Raw genomic sequence first — 18,951 nt, forward strand, 5'->3', positions numbered from 1 at the left:
GATGACTTTTGAAACCATCCTGCTCGAGGTCGACGCGCAGGACCATGTCGCCACCATCACGCTGAACCGGCCCGATCAGCTCAACGCGTTCAACCGCACCATGTGCGAGGAGATGGCCCGCGCGTGGCGCACGGTGAAACTCGACGAGTCGGTGCACGCGGTGGTGTTGCGCGCCGCCGGCGACCGGGCTTTCAGCGCCGGGCTCGACATCAAGACACCGTACGGCCAGCCCGAAAACATCTGGAACCACGAGGATCCCGGCGAGCTGCTCAGTCCTAAATGGCAGAAGATGTGGAAGCCGGTGATCTGCGCGGTCCAGGGCATGTGCACCGCGGGCGCCTTCTACTTCATCAACGAATCCGATGTGGTCATCTGCTCCGACGACGCGACGTTCTTCGACTCTCATGTGTCGGCGGGCCTGGTCTGCGCATTGGAGCCGATCGGCCTGATGCGGCGCATCGGCCTGGGCGAGACGCTGCGTATAGCGCTGATGGGCAACGACGAACGGGTCAGCGCCGACACCGCAATCCGGCTGGGATTGGTCTCCGAGGTCGTCGCAGCCGACCAGCTGTGGGACCGCGCCCACGAGATCGCGGCGACCATCGCCGCCAAGCCGCCGACCGCGACCGCCGGTACGGTGAAGGCGATTTGGGAATCGCTGGACAAGCCCTACCGCGCCGCACTGGACCAGGGCCTGATCTACACCCGGCTGGGCAACCCCTTGGGCACCGCGGAGCTGGCCGCTCAGGGCGATCGCCAGACCCGGCGCGGGTCGCACACACCGAAGATTCGCTGATGTCGCGTCACCCCCTGGTCCAACGCATCGCCGACGTGCTCGACCTGCAGCCCGACGCGCACGCCATCGAGTTCGGCGGCCAGTGGATCTCCTGGGCGCGGGTAGCCGCGTCGGCGCAACGCATCTCGGCCATGACCGCCGGGGCCGAAGTCGGGATGCTGTTGCGCAATCGGCCGGGACACGTGGCCGCGTTTCTGGGCGTGCTGCTGGCCGGCGGAACGGTCGTGGTGGTCAACCCGTCTCGCGGTGACGAGCGCACCAAGGCCGACATCACGCGGCTGCGGCTTCCCGTGATCGTCGGTGAGCGCGGCGATCTGAGCGCGCTGGTCACCACCGGCACGGGGACGGTCGAGATCGCGGACCTACCGGAAGACGACGACGCCGCCACGCCGCCCGATGGCGACACCGCCGCGCCGTCCGGTGTCGCGGTGCGCATGCTGACCAGCGGCACGACCGGCCCGCCCAAGCGAATCGACTTGAGTTACGACATGCTCGCGCGCAGCGTGCTGGGTCCGGACCCCGATCATCAGCCCCCGCCGCGGGAGCTGCGCCGCGGCGTCGCGATCGTGAACTCGCCACTGGTGCATATCGGCGGGGTATTCCGCGTGCTGCAATGCATCACCGAGGCACGTCCGTTCGCGCTGCTGGAACGATTCGAGCTCAACGCGTGGGCCGAGGCGGTGCGCAGCCACCGGCCCCGTACGGCCTCGCTGGTACCGGCCGCCCTGCGCGCCGTGTTGCACTCCGATATTCCGCGCGCCGACCTGGCCAGCCTGCGCGCCGTCACCTGCGGCACGGCGCCACTGTCGGCCGAGGATGCCGACGCCTTCGCCGAGAAGTACGGCATCCCGGTGTTGACCTCTTATGCGGCCACCGAATTCGGCGGGGGCGTGGCCGGCTGGACCCTCCCCGACCATCGGCGCTACTGGAAAACCAAACGGGGCAGCGTCGGCCGGGCCAATCCGGGTGCACAGCTCAGGGTGGTCGCCGAGGACGGAATACCCTTGGCCCCAGGCGAAGTCGGCCTGCTGGAGGTCAAGCCCGGCCAGCTGGGGCCGGCCACACACTGGATGCGCACCACCGACCTTGCGCGGATCGATGCCGACGGGTTTCTCTGGATCGCCGGCCGCGCCGACCAGGCGATCATTCGCGGCGGTTTCAAGGTGATGCCCGACGACGTTCGCACCGCTTTGGAAAGCCACCCTGCCGTCGCCGGTGCGGCCGTGATCGCCCGTCCCGACGACCGGCTCGGCGAGACACCCGTCGCCATGGTGGAGCTACGCGAGCGGGAATGCGCCGACGCCGGCGCGCTGGTGGAGTACTTGCGGGGTCGGCTGGCCGGCTACGAGATACCCACCGAGATCGCGGTCGTCGACACCCTGCCCCGAACACCGTCGGGGAAGGCCGATCTCCGCGCGATTCGGGACTTCTTCAGTGAGCCCGCGATGCAGCGTGACCATGGTCCTTGATTCATTGACGGTCGCCGCTATCGTCCGACGGCAAGCCCGCGCGCGCGGCGACCATCCGCTGCTGGTCTGCGACGGCGACCGAATCGGTTACGCCGAGGCCGATCTGCGGTCGGCGGTGCTAGCCCGCGGGCTGATCGCCCTCGGCGCGGGTAAGGGCACCCATGTGGGCCTGCTCTACCCGAACGGAACCGAATTCGTGGTCGGTCTGCTGGCCGCGGCGCGGATCGGCGCCGTGGTGATCCCGTTCTCGACCGTCGCCACCACTCGCGAGTTGCGCGAGCAACTGGTCGACAGCGACACCGAAATCCTGTTGACCGCAGCGTCGTTTCGGTCTCATGATTACGTACACCGACTGTCCGAGATCGTCTCCGGCGCCGACTTCGGTTCACCGTTGTTCTGTGCCGCGGCGCCGCAACTGCGCCACGTCGCGGTCACCCACGCAGGCTTGTATCCGCGCGCGGATTCCATCGACCCCATGCTCCTGGAAGCGCTGGAAGATGACGTCGCAGAGGGTGATCCACTGACGATCGTGTACACGTCGGGCTCCACCAGCGCGCCGAAGGGGGTGGTGCACACCCACGGGGCGCTGCTCGCTCATCAGCGGAACCTCAATGGGATCCGCGGCTTGACGGCCGACGACCGGCTGTTCTGCAATTCTCCGTTCTTCTGGATCGGGGGACTCGCGTTCGGCCTGCTCGCGACGTTGACGGCCGGATCGACCCTGGTGTGTTCCAACGCCACCGATCCGGGTGCCACACTCGACCTGTTGGAGGCCGAAAGGCCCACCATGACCAATGGATTCGCGGCGGGGATCGCCTACCTGGCCGACCACCCGAGCTTTCCCCGCCGCGATCTGTCTTCGATGCGGCGCGGCAACCTATACCCGATCATGGCGCCCGCCGCCCGCCCGGCCGACCCGGAACTGCGGCACAACATGCTGGGCATGACCGAGGCCGGCGGCGTGGTGCTGATCGGCGATGACGAAGCCGACCAGCCCGTGCACCGGCGCGGGTCGTTCGGCAAGGCGGCACCGGGATTTGAGACCAGGATCGTCGATCCCGGCACAGCAGCCGACACACCGGTCGGCGAGGTCGGCGAACTGTGCCTGCGCGGGCCGTACCTGATGCAGCGCTACTACAAGCGCAGCCGCGAAGAGAGTTTCGACGCCGACGGGTGGTTCCACAGCGGCGACTTGGTGCGCGTCGATGCCGACGGAATCTGCTATTTCGTCGGCCGGCTGAGCGCGATGATCAAGACGGCGGGGGCCAACGTCTCGGCGGCCGAGGTGGAAAAGGCGATCACCAGGGTCACCGGCGCGCAGGCTCACGTGGTGGGTGTCCCCGACGCGCAACGAGGAGAGCTGGTTGCCGCGGTGGTCATCCAGCCGGATTTCGACGAAGCCGCGGTGCGCGAACGGCTCAAAGGCGAGCTGTCGTCGTACAAGATCCCCAAGCGGTTCATCACCCTGCCGCCCGACGAGGTGCCGCTGCTGTCCAGCGGCAAGGTCGACATGCGACGGCTCCGAGAGCTCTTCGATGCCTAGCACCGTCGACCGGCTGGTGCGATTGCGGGCTTGGCACGACGCCGACAAGCCGATGGTGATCGATCCCACCTCCCGGGTCAGCTACCGCGAACTCGATTCGGCCACCAGCGATTTGGCCGCCGCCTTGATCGGGGCCGGTGTGGTCAAGGGCACCCGGGTGGGACTCATCATGCCCAACAGCACCCGCTGGGTAGAGGTCGCCATCGCCCTGACCCGTATCGGCGCGGTGCTGGTGCCGCTGAGCACCTTGCTGACGGCCCCGGAGCTGGCCGCGCAGCTGCGGGCGGCCGCGGTGCAGTTCCTGATCAGCGTCGACGAATTCCGCGGACACCGCTACCTCGACGGCCTGAAGACGGTCCCGCACACCGAGCTGCCCGCGCTGCGCGAGATTTGGCCGGTCGAGCGGCTCGAGACCGTCCGCGTGGGCGAGCATGCCCGTGCGATCGTCGACCCGATGGCCGCGACCGTCACACCCGCCGACGCGCTGGTGATCATGTTCACCTCGGGCAGCAGCGGACCGCCCAAAGGAGTCATCCACTCCCACGGCAGCGCCCTGGGCGCCGTGCAGTCGGGCCTCGCGGCGCGATGCATCACGCCGACGACCCGCCTGTATCTGCCGATGCCCTTCTTCTGGGTGGGCGGTTTCGGCAGCGGCATCCTGTCCGCCCTGCTGGCGGGCGCGACCCTGGTGACCGAGGAAATCCCGCGGCCGCAAACGACCCTGAAACTGCTGGAAGGCGAACGGGTCAACCTGTTTCGCGGCTGGCCGGACCAGGCCGAGACATTGGCGCGCCACGCCGGACAAGTCGGCGCCGACCTGTCCGCCCTGCGGGCGGGAAGCCTGCAGGCCCTGCTGCCGCCCGAGCAACGCGCCCCGCCCGGCACGCGGGCCACGTTGTTCGGCATGACCGAAGCCTTCGGGCCGTACTGCGGTTATGCCGCCGACACCGACATGCCCGCGTCAGCGTGGGGCAGCTGCGGCAAACCGTTCGCAGGCATGGAAGTCCGCATCGTCGACACCGACAGCGGAACGTCCGTCGCGGCCGGCACCACCGGCATGATCCACATCCGCGGCCCGCACACGCTGCGCGGCATCTGCGGGCGCACCCGCGAGGACATCTTCACCGCCGACGGCTTCTACCCCACCGGCGACCTCGGCCACCTCGACGAGGATGGATTCCTGTTCTACCACGGGCGATCCGACGACATGTTCAAAGTCAGCGGCGCGACGGTCTACCCCAGCGAGATCGCGAGCGCGCTGCGCACCCTCGGCGGCGTGGACAATGCCTTCGTGACCAATGTTCCCGGCGTGGCGGGCAATCGGGTGGGCGCGGTGGTGGTGTGCCGCGGGCTGACAGGAGAACAACTGCGTGCCTCGGCGCGAACTGTGCTGAGCGCTTTCAAGGTTCCAGCGCTGTGGCTCGTGCTGCGCTCCGATGATGACCTTCCGCGCGGCGGCACCGGCAAGGTGGACACACATCGGCTGCGGGAGATGCTGCTCGAAGCCGACCAGTCGACGGCGCCAGGCTAGGACCCCGAACGCGTGGCCGAAAAGGTCAGCGCAGCCGGCTCAGTCGGTGCCCTCAGACCAGTCCGGCGGGTAACTCGGGCGTAGGTATAGATGAAGCGGTGCCCGGCTATCCCGGAAAGATCTTGGAGCGGAATGGGTTTCTCGATGCTGGTCATGGTTTCTTTCCATCGGTCATGCGCACCGGTCCCCCGGGCCCTTCATCCACCACCACGCCGCGCGCGACAAGGTGGTCGATCAACGGAATCGCGCCCGCAGCAAGGTGTTCCGACATGGCAGAACGGGCGAGCCTGGCATCGTGCTTGTTGAGTGCGGACATGATCCGCCGGTGGTCCTGCGTCGATTGCCCGGGCCAGCCCTCGATGGCGGGAAACACCGATTCGGGTGCGTAGCGAGTGATCTGGGACATCAGCTGGGCGAGCTTGGGTGAGTCCGCCGCGACATTGATGGCCCGGTGGAATTCGTGATTCAGCCGCACGGTCCGCTCGTGGTCGTCACCGGCGTACGCCTTCTCCAGCTCGGCCTGAATCTCCTTGAGCTCGAGCAACTGCTCGGGGCTGATGTTGACCGCGGCCCGCGCGGCCAACTCGCCGCCGACGTGCGCCTGCACGTTCGCCACGTCGGCGACGTCGCGCCCGGTGACCGGCAACACCACGAAGCCCCGGCGCGGTTGCTGGTTGATCAGGCCTTCGGCGCACAGCGCGAGCAGGGCCTCGCGCACGGGCGTGACACTGACACCCAGCTCCACGGCCAGTTGATCCAGCCGGACGTACGATCCTGCGCCATACATCCCGTCGAAGATCCGCCCGCGGATGATTCGCGCGACGTCCTCGGAAAGTTGAGGCCGCGCAGCGAAATCCGGAACGCCCATCTGTTTACACCTGATACTCGGCCAGCAGCCGCTTGCTGATGATGTTTTTCTGGATCTCACTGGTGCCCTCACCGATCAGCAGGAACGGTGCGTCGCGCATCAGCCGTTCGATCTCGTATTCCTTGGAGTAGCCGTAGCCGCCGTGGATCCGGAAACTCTGCTGGGTCACCTCGGTGCAGTATTCGCTGCACAGGTACTTGGCCATCCCGGCGGCGACGTCATTGCGCTCGCCGGAGTCCTTCAGTCGCGCCGCATTGACCATCATCAGGTGTGCGGCTTCGACTTTGGTCGCCATCTCGGCCAATTGGAACGCGATGGCCTGATGCTCGGCGATCGGTTTGCCGAAGGTCTCGCGTTGTTGCGCGTAGCGCACCGCGAGCTCGAAGGCACGAATTCCGACGCCGCACGCGCGCGCCGACACGTTGACCCGGCCGACCTCGATGCCGTCCATCATCTGGAAGAAACCCCGGCCGGTGGCGCCGCCGAGGATGTCATCGGCGCCGGCGTGGTAGCCGTCGAAAATCATCTCCGTCGTTTCGATGCCCTTGTAGCCCAGCTTGTCAATCTTGCCCGGAATGCGAAGGCCGGGAACGACTTCGCCGAAGCCGACCGGCTTCTCGACCAGGAACGCGGTCAGGTTGCGGTGCGGCTTGTCCGAGCCTTCGTCCGTGCGCACCAGGACCGCCACCAGCGTCGAAGTGGCACCGTTGGTCAGCCACATCTTCTGGCCGTCGATGGTGTAGGTGCCGGCGGAATTACGCCGGGCCCGGGTGCGGATGGCGGCCACGTCGGAGCCCAGCTCCGGTTCCGACATCGAGAAGGCGCCGCGCGTCTCGCCGGCCGCCATCCGGGGCAGGAACCGTTGCTTCTGTTCGTCGGTGCCATGCTGGCGCAGCATGTACGCCACGATGAAGTGCGTGTTGAGCACGCCGGACACGCTCATCCAGCCCCGCGCCAGTTCCTCGACACACAGGGCGTAGGTGAGCAGCGACTCCCCCAGCCCGCCGTACTCCTCCGGAATCATCAGCCCGAAGAGGCCCATGTCCCGCATCTGGTCGACGATGTCCTGCGGGTAGGTGTCACCGCGTTCCAGCTCGGCCGCGTGAGGAATGACTTCCTTCTCGACGAATTGCCGTACGGTCGCGATGATCTCGGTCTGGACCTCGGTCAACCCGAGGGTCTGGGCGAGTCTGGTCATGTGCTGCGTCCCTTCCGGCTGCTCAGCAGGCGATGGTCTTGGCGTTGGTCAGGCGCTCGATGTCGGCGGCGCCCAACCCCAGCCGCGTCAGGACGTCGGCGGTGTCCTGCCCCAGGGCGGGCGCGGGCGCGCTGGCCGGATGTGTGCCGTTGAAGGCGGCCGGCAGGCCCGGGGCGAAGTAGTCGCCCAGGCCTGGTTGACGCAATCGCGAAAACATCGGATTATCAGTTACTTTCGGCCCTGCCGCGACCTCGGCGAAGGTGCGGTACCGCTCGAACAGCACCGTCGTGTCCGACAGCGCGGCGGTGATCTCGTCGGCCGTGTGATCGCCGAACCACGTGGCGAACAGACTCGACAGCACGTCGCGGTAGCGGTAGCGGTCGCCCTCGGACCCGAAGTCGGCGCCCAGCGCCTCGCCGAGCGCCGACACCGCGGCGCCGGTGCCCGTCACCGCGAGCAAGTCGCGAAAGTGCCGACCGGTCAAGGTCACCACCATGAACCTGGCCCCGTCGCGGCTGACGAAGTCCTGCCCGTACTGGCCGTAGATGGCGTTGCCCAGCCGTTCGCGTTGTGTCCCAGTGACTTGCGGCTCGGTGAGCAGCCCGAGGTTGGCGGCTGTGGCCAGGGCGACGTCCTCCAACGCCAGGCTGATCCGCGCCCCCTCCCCCGACCGTTCGCGGTGACGAACGGCGGTGACGACGGCCAGCGCGGCGTACAGTCCGCAGCACACATCCCAGGCCGGCAGCACGTGATTGATCGCACCGCCATGATCCGCCGGACCGGTGACGAGCGGATAGCCGAGACCGGCGTTGACCGTGTAGTCCACCCCGGTGGAACCGTCTCCGCGCCCGAGCAGCTGGACGTGGATCACGTCGGGCCGCCTGGCCGCCAGGACTTCATGGCCGAGCCAGGACAAGCCCGCGGCGTTGGTCACCACGATGCCGTCTCCCTCGACGATAAGCCGCTGGACCAGTTCGTGCCCCTCCTGAGACCGCAGATCGATTGTGGCCGAACGTTTTCCCTTGTTCAGGCCGGTCCAGTAGATCGATGTGCCGTCCGCGGCCAGCGGCCACCGTTGCACATCGGAGGCGCCGCCGATGGGGTCGACGCGGATGACTTCCGCGCCGAGCTGACTCAGCGTCATGCCGCACAGTGGCGCGGCGACGAAACTCGACACCTCCACCACGGTGAGGCCGTCCAGCGGCAGGCCCGGCGCGGTCATCGCGACGCGACCCGCTCGAAGACGGCGGCCAGGCCCTGGCCGCCGCCGATGCACATGGTCTCCAACCCGTAGCGCGCCTCGCGGCGATCGAGCTCGCGCGCCAAGGTGGCCAGCATCCGTCCGCCCGTCGCGCCGACCGGATGGCCCAGCGAGATCCCCGAACCGTGCACATTGGTCCGGTCGTGATCGGCGGCGCCGAAGTTCCATTCCCGCATCACGGCCAGCGCCTGCGCGGCGAAGGCCTCGTTGAGCTCGATGAGGTCGATGTCGGACAGCCGCAGGCCCGCCTTGGCCAGCGCGACCTCGGTGGCGGGTACCGGGCCGATGCCCATGACGTCGGGCGCAACCCCCGCCACGCCCCACGACACCAGGCGCACCAACGGCCTCATGCCGTACTCGTCGGCCTTCTCCGCAGTGGTGACCACGCACATCGATGCCGCGTCGTTCTGCCCGCTGGCGTTGCCCGCGGTGACGGTCGCCTCCGGATCACCCTGCACCAGAACGGGTTTGAGCTTTCCGAGCGACTCGACCGTGGTGTCGGCGCGCGGGTGCTCGTCGGTGTCGACGAGTTCCTCGCCGCTACGGGTGCGCACCGCGACCGGAATGATCTCCGCGGCCAGTATGCCGTCTTTCTGCGCGGCGACGGCACGCTGGTGGGACCGCACCGCGAGCTCGTCCTGCTCCCGACGTGAAATGCGGTACTGGCGGCGCAGATTCTCGGCCGTTTCCAGCATCCCGCCGGGCACCGGGTAGTTTCGGCCTCCGGCGGTCGTGCGTCCCCGGGCCAGGCCGTCGTGCACCCGCACACCGTGGCGCGCGCCGCCCCAACGCATGTCGGTGGAGTAGAAGGCGACGTTGCTCATGCTCTCGCAACCCCCGGCGATGACGAGGTCGTTGTCCCCGGAGCCCACCTGCAGGCACGCCTGGATGACCGCCTGCAGGCCCGAGCCGCACCGCCGGTCGATCTGCATGCCCGGAACCGTCACCGGCAGACCGGAATCCAGCGCAACCACCCGCCCGATCGCCGGCGCGTCGCTGTTGGGGTAGCAGTGGCCGAGGATCACGTCCTGCACGGCGTCGGGCGCCAGTCCCGTTCGCTCGAGCAGCCCTTTCAGCGCGGCGACACCGAGGTCGACGGCGCTGTGCGCCTTGAAAATTCCGCCGTAGCGGCCGATCGGGGTCCGAACGGGTTCACAGATGACCGCCTCGCGCATCGCGCTCATAGGTGGCGTCCGCCGGTGATCTCCATAACGGTGCCGGTCATGTACGACGACAGATCGGAAGCCAAGAACAGCGCCACGCTGGCGACCTCGCTCGGCTCGCCGGCACGGCCCAGCGGCACCTCCGACACCTTGGAATCCCAAATACGCTGCGGCATGGCCTCTGTCATGGCGGAGCGGATCAAGCCGGGAGCGATCGCGTTCACCCGGACGCCGAGGTAGGCGAGCTCTTTGGCGGCGGCCTTGGTCATGCCGACGATGCCGGCCTTGGCCGCCGAGTAGTTGGTCTGGCCGATCATGCCGACCTTTCCCGACACCGAGGACATGTTGATGATCGAACCGCGTTTGTTTTCCCGCATGACCGCGGCGGCCAGCCGGGTGCCGTTCCACGTCCCCTTCAGGTGCACGTTGATCACCTGATCGAATTGCTCCTCGGTCATCTTGCGCATCGTCGCGTCCCGGGTGATCCCGGCGTTGTTGACCATGATGTCCAGGCCGCCGAAACGCTCGACCGCGGTCTGGATCAGGGTTTCGACGTCGGAGGACCGCGTGACGTCGCACCGCACCGCGATCGCGACGTCATCGCCGCCCAACTGCTTGGCCACCACCTGGGTTTCCTCGAGGTTGACGTCGCCGAGCACCACGCGCGCACCTTCGGCGACGAACCGCTCCGCGATGGCCAGACCCAGCCCTTGCGCTCCGCCCGTGATTACCGCGGTCTGACCTGTCAACATCGCCACCTGGCTCACATCCTTCACAGTCATCGCCTCCATGGGCGGGCTCGAAGCAAATATCATATTTGATATAGGATCCTGCTCGGAACCGGGGTGCCCCGGGACCGGGAGAGGAGTGAGGAATCCATGGCGACCACCGAAGCCGCAGCAGTCTCCGACGAGGACTTCGGCGAGATCCTCGCTCAGACAAGGCAATTCGTCCGCAATGTGGTCGTCCCCCGCGAGCAGGAGATCCTCGACACCGACCACGTCCCCGACGGCCTGCGCGACGAGGCCAAGAAGATGGGCCTGTTCGGGTACGCGATTCCCCAGGAGTGGGGCGGCCTTGGCCTCAACCTGATGCAGGACGTCGAGTTGGCGATGGAGTTGGGCTACACGTCGCTGGCCCTGCGGTCGATGTTCGGCACCAACAACGGAATCGCCGGGCAGGTGCTCGTCGGCTTCGGTACCGACGAACAGAAATCCCGCTGGCTGGAGTCGATCGCGTCCGGCGACGTCGTCGCCTCCTTCGCGCTGACCGAGCCCGGCGCCGGATCGAACCCGGCCGGCTTGCGCACCAAAGCCGTTCGCGACGGGTCGGATTGGGTGATCTCCGGGCAGAAGCGCTTCATCACCAACGCGCCCGTCGCCAACCTCTTCGTGGTGTTCGCGCGGACCCGTCCGGCCGACGACCAGGGTCCGGGGATTGCGGTCTTTTTGGTTCCCGCGGATGCCGCCGGCGTCGAGGTGGGCGCCAAGGACGCCAAGATGGGCCAGGAGGGCGCCTGGACCGCCGACGTCAACTTCACCGATGTCCGAGTCGGTTCCGACGCGCTCGTCGGCGGTAGCGAAGATCACGGATATCGGGCGGCCATGACGTCGTTGGCCCGGGGCCGGGTGCACATCGCCGCCCTCGCCGTGGGCGCCGCGCAACGCGCGCTCGACGAATCGGTGTCGTATGCCGCCACGGCGACGCAGGGCGGAACGCCGATCGGAACCTTCCAGTTGGTGCAGGGCATGCTCGCCGACCAGCAGACCGGCGTGATGGCCGGCCGTGCACTGGTGCGCGAGGCCGCTCGGCTGTGGGTCAGCGACGAGGATCGCCGGATCGCGCCGTCGGCCGCCAAGGTCTTCTGCACCGAAATGGCCGGCAACGTCGCTGATCTCGCGGTGCAGATCCACGGCGGCACCGGCTACATGCGTGGCGTTGCCGTCGAACGCATCTACCGCGATGTGCGCCTGCTACGGCTGTACGAAGGCACCAGTGAAATTCAGCGTTTGATCATCGGATCGAACCTCGTCAAGGCCGCGCGGCGATGAGAGTGGCCGAACCGGCACAGGAGCAACCATGAGCGGCAAGCTTGCCGGAAGAGTGGCGTTCATCACCGGCGCGGCGCGCGGGCAGGGCCGGGCACACGCGGTGCGGATGGCCTCCGAAGGCGCCGACATCATCGCCGTCGACATCGCAGGCAAGCTGCCGTCGTGTGTCCCCTACGATCCGGCGACTCCCGACGACTTGGACGAGACCGTGCGCCTGGTCGAAGCGGCGAACCGCCGGATTATCGCGTCAGTCGTGGACATCCGCGACTTCGAGGGCCTGCGGGAGGTCGTCGCACACGGCGTCGCCGAGCTGGGCCGGCTGGACATCATCGTCGCCAACGCCGGGGTCGCGGCCCCGCAGGCATGGGATGACATCACGCCGGAGAACTTCCGCGACGTCATGGACATCAACGTGACCGGCACGTGGAACACCGTGATGGCCGGGGCGGACAAGATCATCGAAGGGGGCCGCGGCGGCTCCATCATCCTGATCAGTTCCGCGGCCGGCATGAAGATGCAGCCGTTCATGATTCACTACACCGCCAGCAAGCACGCCGTCACCGGGCTGGCGCGGGCCTTCGCCGCGGAACTGGGGAAGCACTCAATTCGGGTGAACAGTGTGCACCCGGGTCCGGTGAACACCCCGATGGGCTCGGGCGACATGGTCAGCGCGGTGGGCAAGACCATGGAGACCAACCCACAGCTCTCGCACGTCCTCACACCGTTTCTGCCCGACTGGGTCGCCGAGCCCGAGGAGATCGCCGACACCGTGTGCTGGCTGGCCAGCGACGAGTCGCGCAAGGTCACGGCCGCGCAGATCCCGGTCGACCAGGGATCCACGCAGTACTGATCATCGGTCACCCGGGAATAGCTCCATCGCCGCGACGTTTGCACTCGTCATGAAAGCCTTCAGCGAAACCGAGCGCAAAGAGTTCCTCGCCGGCACGCACGTGGCGGTGCTGTCCGTCGCCGCGACCGAGGGGCGGCCGCCGGCCAGCGTCCCGATCTGGTACGACTACACCCCCGGTGGGAACGTCCGGATCATGACCGGGGCGTCCAGCCGCAAGGCCCGCCTGATCAGGCAGACCGGCGCGGTGACGCTGGTGGTCCAGCGCGAGGAGCCGCCGTATCAATACGTGGTGGTGGAAGGCACCGTGGTCGAGACCACCCAGCCGGCCCCGGCGGACCTGCAGGAGTCGATCGCCATCCGTTACCTCGGGGAAGAAGGCGGCCGGGCGTTCGTGCAAAGCATGGAAGGCGTCGAGGAGGTGCTGTTCACCATCCGGCCCGACCGCTGGCTGAGCGCCGACTTCACCGGCGACCTCTGAGGACTCAGCCGATTAGGTCGAGCGTCCCCAGGTCGCGGATCGCCTGGCAGCCGCGGCTCAGCATCGTCAGCACCATGTCATCGCCACGCTCGGTGGCCGCGGCGAACGCGAAACCCAGCGCCGAGATCAGCGGTGCCTGCAACACCCCGAGCCGGTAATCGCGCCAACAGGTTTCGCGGTCATAGTCGCCGACGCCGCCGGCCGTCAACGTCCGGTGATAGTCGGCGACCAGCTCTTCTTCGATAACGGCGCGCAGCTGCGAATTGAGGCTGGTCGCGGTGAAGTAAGCAAGATCTCGCGCCGGCAGGCCCACGCCGAGCGTCTGCCAGTCGACCACGCTGACCCTGGTTCGCTCGGGATCGAACAGCAGGTTGTCCAGCCGGTAGTCGCCGTGCAGCAAGGCGAACCGGTCATACTCCGACAGCAACCACGGGGCAATCAAACCCATTGCCGCGCCGAAGGTGTCGCGGTCTTGTGCGCTCATCCGATCGCCGAGCCTGTCCAGCGTGATGTCGGCGCTCATCTTCGCCACCTCGCCCATGCCGCCCGCCGCGGCCTCATCCGGACGCCCGAACGCGATGCCCGGAAAATCGAGCCAGACGGGATCGCACCAACTGGGTGCGTGCAGGCCTGCCAGCGCGGTAACCGCAAGGCGCGCTTCGGCTTCGCCGCACCCGACGAGCTGGTCACCCTGAACCGCCGGTGCCTGATCGGCCAGCAGCAGGGCGAAATCCATTGCATCAGCGGTGATCTCGGAGTAAAAGCACCGCGGCGTCGGCACGTGGACCCGATCCGCCACCGAGGAGTAGAACGCGCATTCGCTGCGGTAGCCGATGACCACCCGGTCACGGACGGTGTCGTCCTGGGCCGGCAGCTTGATCACGAACGTCTGCGGCAGGTCGCCGGGATCGCTCGCATAGCGGGCGGCCACCCGGTAGGTCGCCCCGGTCTGTCCGGTGCCGATCGCGACCACGTTTACGTCGACGACCTCGACGGGTGCGCCGCTCCCACTGAGCGCTGCCGACAACCATTGCGGGGTCACGTCGCCGGGGTACCGCGGTATCGACAGCACAGCACTCATGAGCAGCACGCCTCCTGTACGCAGACAGCTCGGTCCGACCGACCAACTGTAAGGCATACCGCAAGAGTTGCGGTCAATCGCGGTGCGCTAGTCGGCCAGAATCCGCCATTCCGCGGCTTCGTGCTGTTGCCGCCAGAATTCGTTGAAACGGCCGCCCGCAGCAAGCAATTCGTCGACGGTGCCGTCCTCGACCACTCGGCCGTTGTCGACGAACAGGACGCGGTCGGCGTGACTGATGCTGGCCAGCCGATGCGCGACGATCACCTGGGTGCGTGCATGGGGGTCGGCGGTGAGCGCGTCGACCACCGCGGCCTCGTTCTCGGTATCCAGGGCGCTGGTCGCCTCGTCTACCAGCAATATCGGTGCGAGCTTGAGCAAGGCGCGCGCGATGCTCACCCGTTGCCGCTCACCACCGGACAGTGCCGAGCCCGCCTCGCCGACGACGGTGTCGGCGCCGTCGGGCAGCCTCGCGACGAGCTCGTCGACGCGCGCGAGTGCCACCGCCCGCCCGAACCGCCCGTCGGCGGCGCTGGGGTCTCCGGCGAGCACGTTGTCGCGGATCGACCCATGGAACAGGTAGGGGTGCTGGAACACCACACTGCTCACCGCTTGCCGCGCATCGCCGTTCAATGTCGCCGCGTCCACCCCGTCGATCAGCACCCGGCCGGCCGTGGGCTCGTGCAACCCGGCGATCAGCGCCAGGATGGTGCTCTTACCCGAACCGGACGGCCCGACGATCGCCGTCGTGCCACCCGGCTCCAGGGTGAAGCTCACGCCATCGAGCACCGGCGCGCCGGCATCGTCGTAGCGGAACACGACGTTGTCGAACTCGACGCGGGGCTCAGTGGTACCCGCCAGTGCGGCGGCGCCGACGTTGATCAGCGGTGCGGTGAGCACCGAACGGATGTTGTCGAGCGTGGCGCGAGTGCTCTCCAGCGCGGGGCCCAGCTCGCTAATGGTGGTGAACGGCTCGAGGTAACGCACGATGACGACGATCAACGCGACCGCCTGGGCCACGGTGAGCGTTCCGTGCACGGTCAGCACGGTGGTCGCCCCGGCTAGCAGGATCAGCGCGAGCTGGCTGGCGAGGCTGAACAGCAGCTGGCCGGGGACCTGCATCGCGAGCAGGCGCATGGTGGCGCCGTGTTGTGCGGCCAGCGCGTCGCCGACGAGGCTTCTCGCCGGCTCGACGCGCCGCGCGGCCCGCAGCGCCTGCTGGGTCCGCGCGAACTCGATGATCCGCTCGGTGAGCGCGCTATTGGCGTCGGCGGCCGCGGCATCGGCTCGCCGGGCCAGGCGGGCCGATGCCCACAGCGCGCCCAGCAGCAGCGGCAGGCCACCCAGCGCTGCGGCCCCCAGCTGCCAGGAGACCGGCAGCAAGGCCACCGCGATGGCCGCGGGTAGCAGGACGGCGGAGATCAGAGGCGTGAGCAGGTTGACGACCAGTCCGACAAGTTCCGGGCCGGTGGCCGCGATCGCCTGCCGTGCCGTCGCGGTGTGCCCGGTGGTGAACCAGTCCAGCCGCACGCCGGGCAGCCGATCCGCCACGTCGTGCTGACTGTGGTCCAGCACGGCGAAACCCAGGTTGAAACCGATACGCGCCGTTGCGGTGTCGATCACCCAGCCGGCCACGGTGGCCGCGGTGAGCCAGCCCACCCACGCCAGCGCGCGCTGCGGGTGGTCGCCGAACAAGGCGCCCACCAAGGGGACCAGCAGCACGGTGGCCACCGCGCGGACCACCACCGAGATCAACGCGAGCACCGTGTAGGTGATCACCCCGTTGCGGCGATCCGCGGGGATCAGCCTCAACCATGTGCGGATCATCGTGCCCCCTCGCCAGTGGTCCCGGCGGCAACCTCATCGCGGCGGCCGCCGTCCCATAGCCGCCGGTACCGGCCGTCGGCAGCCAGCAGCTCGTCGTGGGTGCCGCGTTCGACGATGCGGCCGTGGTCGAGCACGACGATCTGGTGGGCCCGGGTGATGGTGTGCAATCGATGCGCGATCACCAGCACGGTGCGGTCTTGCGTCAGCCGGTTGAGTGCTTGCTGCACCAGATATTCCGATTCGGGGTCGGCAAAGGCCGTGGCCTCGTCGAGGATCAGCACTGGGGTGTCGGCCAGAATCGCGCGGGCGATAGTGAGCCGTTGTCGCTCGCCACCGGAGAGCCCGCTCGCGGCGCCCAGCATGGTGTCGTAGCCGTCCGGCAGCCGCACGATGCGGTCGTGGATCTGCGCCGCGCGCGCCGCCTGTTCGATTTGTGCCACGTCGGCATCCGGGACGGCCAGCGCGATGTTTTCCGCGACGGTGCCGTGCACCAACTGCGTCTCCTGCAGCACGAATCCGACCCGGGCATAGAGTTGGTCGGCGGTCAATGACCGAATGTCTTGTCCCCCAACCCGTATCGAACCGTGGCCGACGTCGTGGAACCGGGCCAGCAAGGCGGCCAGCGTCGATTTGCCCGATCCGGAGGGGCCGACCAGCGCGGTGACCGTGCCGGGCCGCAAGGTCAGCGAAAAGTCGTGAATGACCGGAACGTCGGGGCGGTAACCGAAGCCGACGTTGTCGAACACCACCGTGGCCGCCGGATCCCGCGGTGCCTCGTCGTCTCGCACGGTGAGCTCGGCCTCGTCGAGCGTGTTCTGCAGTCGCCGGGCGGCCAACAGGCCGGCGCGGATGCCGCCCAGGCCGTACGCGATGCCGAGCAGTCGCGCGCCGAAGGTTGTGCCCAGCAACAAGAACGGCAGCAGATCCACCGGATTCATCCGGCCCGCGACCACCAGCAAGGTGCCGGTGACCGCGATGATCCAGAGGAATGTCGAGGGACGGGTCACCAGGTCCATGAAGGTCTTCTTGCCCGCGAGTGGCCGCTGCCAGGCGACCAGGAAGCCGACGTACTCGTCCAGGCGACGCCGGAAGCTGGAGGCGGCGGCGCCACCGAAGACGCGGATCACCGGCTGGCCCTCCAGGTAGGCGCCGGCCTCGCCGTTCATCGTCTCAGCCCAGCGCTGCGATTGCGGGATGCGCGGGCCCGACTGAATCGTGAGCGACGACGTCAGCACCAGGTACACCAGCACGGGCACGAACAACACCAGCGCCACCCGCCAGTCCACGACGAACAGGTAGACCAGCACCGCGACCGGCGCGACGGCCGCGGCGACGGCATCCGGAATGGCATGGGTGACCAGGTAGTGCAAGGACAGCGTGTCGTCCTGCAGCAGTTGCTTGATCGACCCCGACCCGCGCGCGGTGAACCAGCCCAGCGGTAGCCGAGACAGCTTGCTCAACAGTCGCGCTCGCAGATCCCGGGCGAATCGCGCGTCAACGATATGGAGCCAGAGTGTGAGGGCGGCACCGAGCAGCGCGCCCAGGCCCAGCAACGACACCGCAGCGATGCCGACGTCCCATAGCCGCGAGGCGGGCGCCCCGGCAACGAGGCGGCGGGCCAGCTCGACCAGCAACACGAACGGCGCCAGCTGCACCAGCGTGATCACCGCCTGCAGCACGCCCGAAAGGATCAGCGCCGACCGCAGCGGCGAGAGCAGCCGGCCGGCGCCCTGGGCACGCCAGTTCCCGCGGGCCGCCGGGACGTGCGTCGCGTCGGATACCTGCTGAACCGACTCCAGCTGCGCCGCAACGTCTTCCGCGGACGCGCTGGGTGCGACCCCCTCGGTTGTCGCCCCCTCGTCACCGCGTCGGGTGCCCATCGCGCGCCCGGCGCTCCAATAGGCCTGGGCGTGTATCTCCGATTTGGGAAAGCCGAACTCGTCGCGTAGCCGCGCGCGCACATGCTTGAGCGTGGTGGCTTCCGGCGTCGCCCACGCATACCAGTTCGACCAATCCCGGCTCTCGATCGCGGCGGCGAGCGATTTCTCGTCATGGCGGGCCACCCAGTGCAGCCGCAGCCGTGGATGCGACGTGACCGGGATCAACGGATCGTTGTCGTCGTGCTGTTCCAGGTACATCTCGATGGGGACGTCGTCGGGGACGACTCCGATGATGCCGTTCATGCCCGGGATGGACGCCGAGTCACCGATCAGCAGGTAGCCGGCCGGTTGCTCATCGGGCACGTCGAACCGCGACGAGCCCATCAGGGCCATGACCGCGATGGTGGCGCCGGGCTGCACGGTGCGCGCCCACAGCGACGCCGGGCCCGCGGGATCGTGCAGCACGATATCCACCGCGAAACGTCCGGCGGGAACGTCTGCCTCCGAGATCGTGTACGCGCGCTGGAATTCCGTTTTCGATCCGTCCGGATCCGGGAACCAGAACCGCAGCCACGCGGCCGGTTCGGCATCGACGTCCTCGAAGAGCGTCGGCGATATCATGCGCACCCGCACGAAGTGCGGAGCGATCCGGACGGTTTCGACGACCGTCGCGATGTGGTCGCGCGCGCCGAAGCTGCGCAGCACCACACCCTGGAATCCGCGTGCCATTAGCGGTCCTTTCTCGCGGCGCTCCGCGCCCCGACGGCCTCGGCGACTGGATGACCCGGCGGATTCACCGTTACGGAGCCACGGGCCGGGGCGGCCGGCATGGGCCGCGCAGACCCTGAATTGGGAGCCTGCCCCGACCCGCCGCAGGTGGCACGCGGGTCACGCCTTGGTAGGTTACCCCCACAAACTAAGGGTCGCCTAACCATGGGTCAACCTCGGTGCGCGCCCC

General features: G+C 68.1%; 15 protein-coding genes. 7 read left to right on the forward strand and 8 right to left on the reverse strand.

Annotated features, from left to right (window positions below; translation table 11 throughout):
- The first annotated feature begins 1 nt into the window (after window position 1).
- Genes OQ789_RS16175 through OQ789_RS16190 form a run of 4 tightly spaced genes read left to right on the forward strand, consistent with a single transcriptional unit; the run spans window position 2 to window position 5,339 of the window.
- Window positions 2-796: an enoyl-CoA hydratase/isomerase family protein gene (locus OQ789_RS16175; protein WP_420716127.1), complete on the forward strand. Its 795-nt coding sequence runs from the start codon at window positions 2-4 to the stop codon at window positions 794-796.
- A complete protein-coding gene (locus OQ789_RS16180) occupies window positions 796-2,265 on the forward strand; it encodes a class I adenylate-forming enzyme family protein (protein WP_324687003.1) in 1,470 nt (489 codons plus the stop codon). The genes OQ789_RS16175 and OQ789_RS16180 overlap by 1 nt, the downstream gene beginning before the upstream one ends.
- A complete protein-coding gene (locus OQ789_RS16185; protein WP_324687004.1) occupies window positions 2,255-3,808 on the forward strand; it encodes a class I adenylate-forming enzyme family protein in 1,554 nt (517 codons plus the stop codon). Before OQ789_RS16180 ends, OQ789_RS16185 begins: the two co-directional genes overlap by 11 nt.
- Window positions 3,801-5,339 carry a class I adenylate-forming enzyme family protein gene (locus OQ789_RS16190; RefSeq protein WP_324687005.1) on the forward strand — a complete coding sequence of 513 codons (1,539 nt, stop codon included), beginning with the start codon at window positions 3,801-3,803 and terminating at the stop codon, window positions 5,337-5,339. The genes OQ789_RS16185 and OQ789_RS16190 overlap by 8 nt, the downstream gene beginning before the upstream one ends.
- A gap of 151 nt (window positions 5,340-5,490) precedes the next feature.
- On the opposite strand, the gene OQ789_RS16200 is transcribed toward OQ789_RS16190, so the two are convergent.
- Genes OQ789_RS16200 through fabG form a run of 5 tightly spaced genes read right to left on the reverse strand, consistent with a single transcriptional unit; the run spans window position 5,491 to window position 10,581 of the window.
- Window positions 5,491-6,207, reverse strand: a complete 717-nt coding sequence (locus tag OQ789_RS16200) for a GntR family transcriptional regulator (RefSeq protein WP_324687006.1) — start codon at window positions 6,205-6,207, stop codon at window positions 5,491-5,493.
- A 4-nt stretch (window positions 6,208-6,211) separates the two neighbouring features.
- A complete protein-coding gene (locus OQ789_RS16205; protein ID WP_324687007.1) occupies window positions 6,212-7,405 on the reverse strand; it encodes an acyl-CoA dehydrogenase family protein in 1,194 nt (397 codons plus the stop codon).
- A 22-nt stretch (window positions 7,406-7,427) separates the two neighbouring features.
- Entirely contained in the window at window positions 7,428-8,627 is a 1,200-nt protein-coding gene (locus tag OQ789_RS16210; RefSeq protein ID WP_324687008.1) for a CoA transferase, read from the reverse strand.
- Window positions 8,624-9,850: an acetyl-CoA C-acetyltransferase gene (locus tag OQ789_RS16215; RefSeq protein ID WP_324687009.1), complete on the reverse strand. Its 1,227-nt coding sequence runs from the start codon at window positions 9,848-9,850 to the stop codon at window positions 8,624-8,626. Before OQ789_RS16215 ends, OQ789_RS16210 begins: the two co-directional genes overlap by 4 nt.
- Complete coding sequence (gene fabG, locus OQ789_RS16220; protein WP_420716130.1) at window positions 9,847-10,581, reverse strand: 3-oxoacyl-ACP reductase FabG; 735 nt, start codon at window positions 10,579-10,581, stop codon at window positions 9,847-9,849. Before fabG ends, OQ789_RS16215 begins: the two co-directional genes overlap by 4 nt.
- Window positions 10,582-10,707: 126 nt before the next feature.
- Between fabG and OQ789_RS16225 the strand changes: the two genes are divergently transcribed.
- The 3 genes from OQ789_RS16225 to OQ789_RS16235 are packed head-to-tail and all read left to right on the forward strand — an operon-like array spanning window position 10,708 to window position 13,208.
- A complete protein-coding gene (locus tag OQ789_RS16225; RefSeq protein ID WP_324687013.1) occupies window positions 10,708-11,880 on the forward strand; it encodes an acyl-CoA dehydrogenase family protein in 1,173 nt (390 codons plus the stop codon).
- 28 nt (window positions 11,881-11,908) lie between these two features.
- A complete protein-coding gene (locus OQ789_RS16230; protein WP_324687015.1) occupies window positions 11,909-12,730 on the forward strand; it encodes a mycofactocin-coupled SDR family oxidoreductase in 822 nt (273 codons plus the stop codon).
- A 49-nt stretch (window positions 12,731-12,779) separates the two neighbouring features.
- Window positions 12,780-13,208: a pyridoxamine 5'-phosphate oxidase family protein gene (locus OQ789_RS16235; protein WP_324687017.1), complete on the forward strand. Its 429-nt coding sequence runs from the start codon at window positions 12,780-12,782 to the stop codon at window positions 13,206-13,208.
- 4 nt (window positions 13,209-13,212) lie between these two features.
- Here the strand turns inward: OQ789_RS16235 and OQ789_RS16240 are convergent, their stop codons facing one another.
- From OQ789_RS16240 to OQ789_RS16250, 3 genes are all read right to left on the reverse strand, one after another.
- Window positions 13,213-14,289 (reverse strand): phosphotransferase family protein, encoded by a 1,077-nt coding sequence (locus OQ789_RS16240; RefSeq protein WP_324687019.1) that lies wholly within the window; start codon window positions 14,287-14,289, stop codon window positions 13,213-13,215.
- 87 nt (window positions 14,290-14,376) lie between these two features.
- Window positions 14,377-16,113, reverse strand: a complete 1,737-nt coding sequence (locus OQ789_RS16245) for an ABC transporter ATP-binding protein (RefSeq protein ID WP_324687021.1) — start codon at window positions 16,111-16,113, stop codon at window positions 14,377-14,379.
- Window positions 16,110-18,722 carry an ABC transporter ATP-binding protein/permease gene (locus OQ789_RS16250; RefSeq protein ID WP_324687022.1) on the reverse strand — a complete coding sequence of 871 codons (2,613 nt, stop codon included), beginning with the start codon at window positions 18,720-18,722 and terminating at the stop codon, window positions 16,110-16,112. Before OQ789_RS16250 ends, OQ789_RS16245 begins: the two co-directional genes overlap by 4 nt.
- Window positions 18,723-18,951: the final 229 nt, after the last annotated feature.

Origin of the sequence: Mycobacterium sp. 94-17 (genome assembly GCF_035617725.1) — a bacterium.
Taxonomy (GTDB): Bacteria; Actinomycetota; Actinomycetes; order Mycobacteriales; family Mycobacteriaceae; genus Mycobacterium.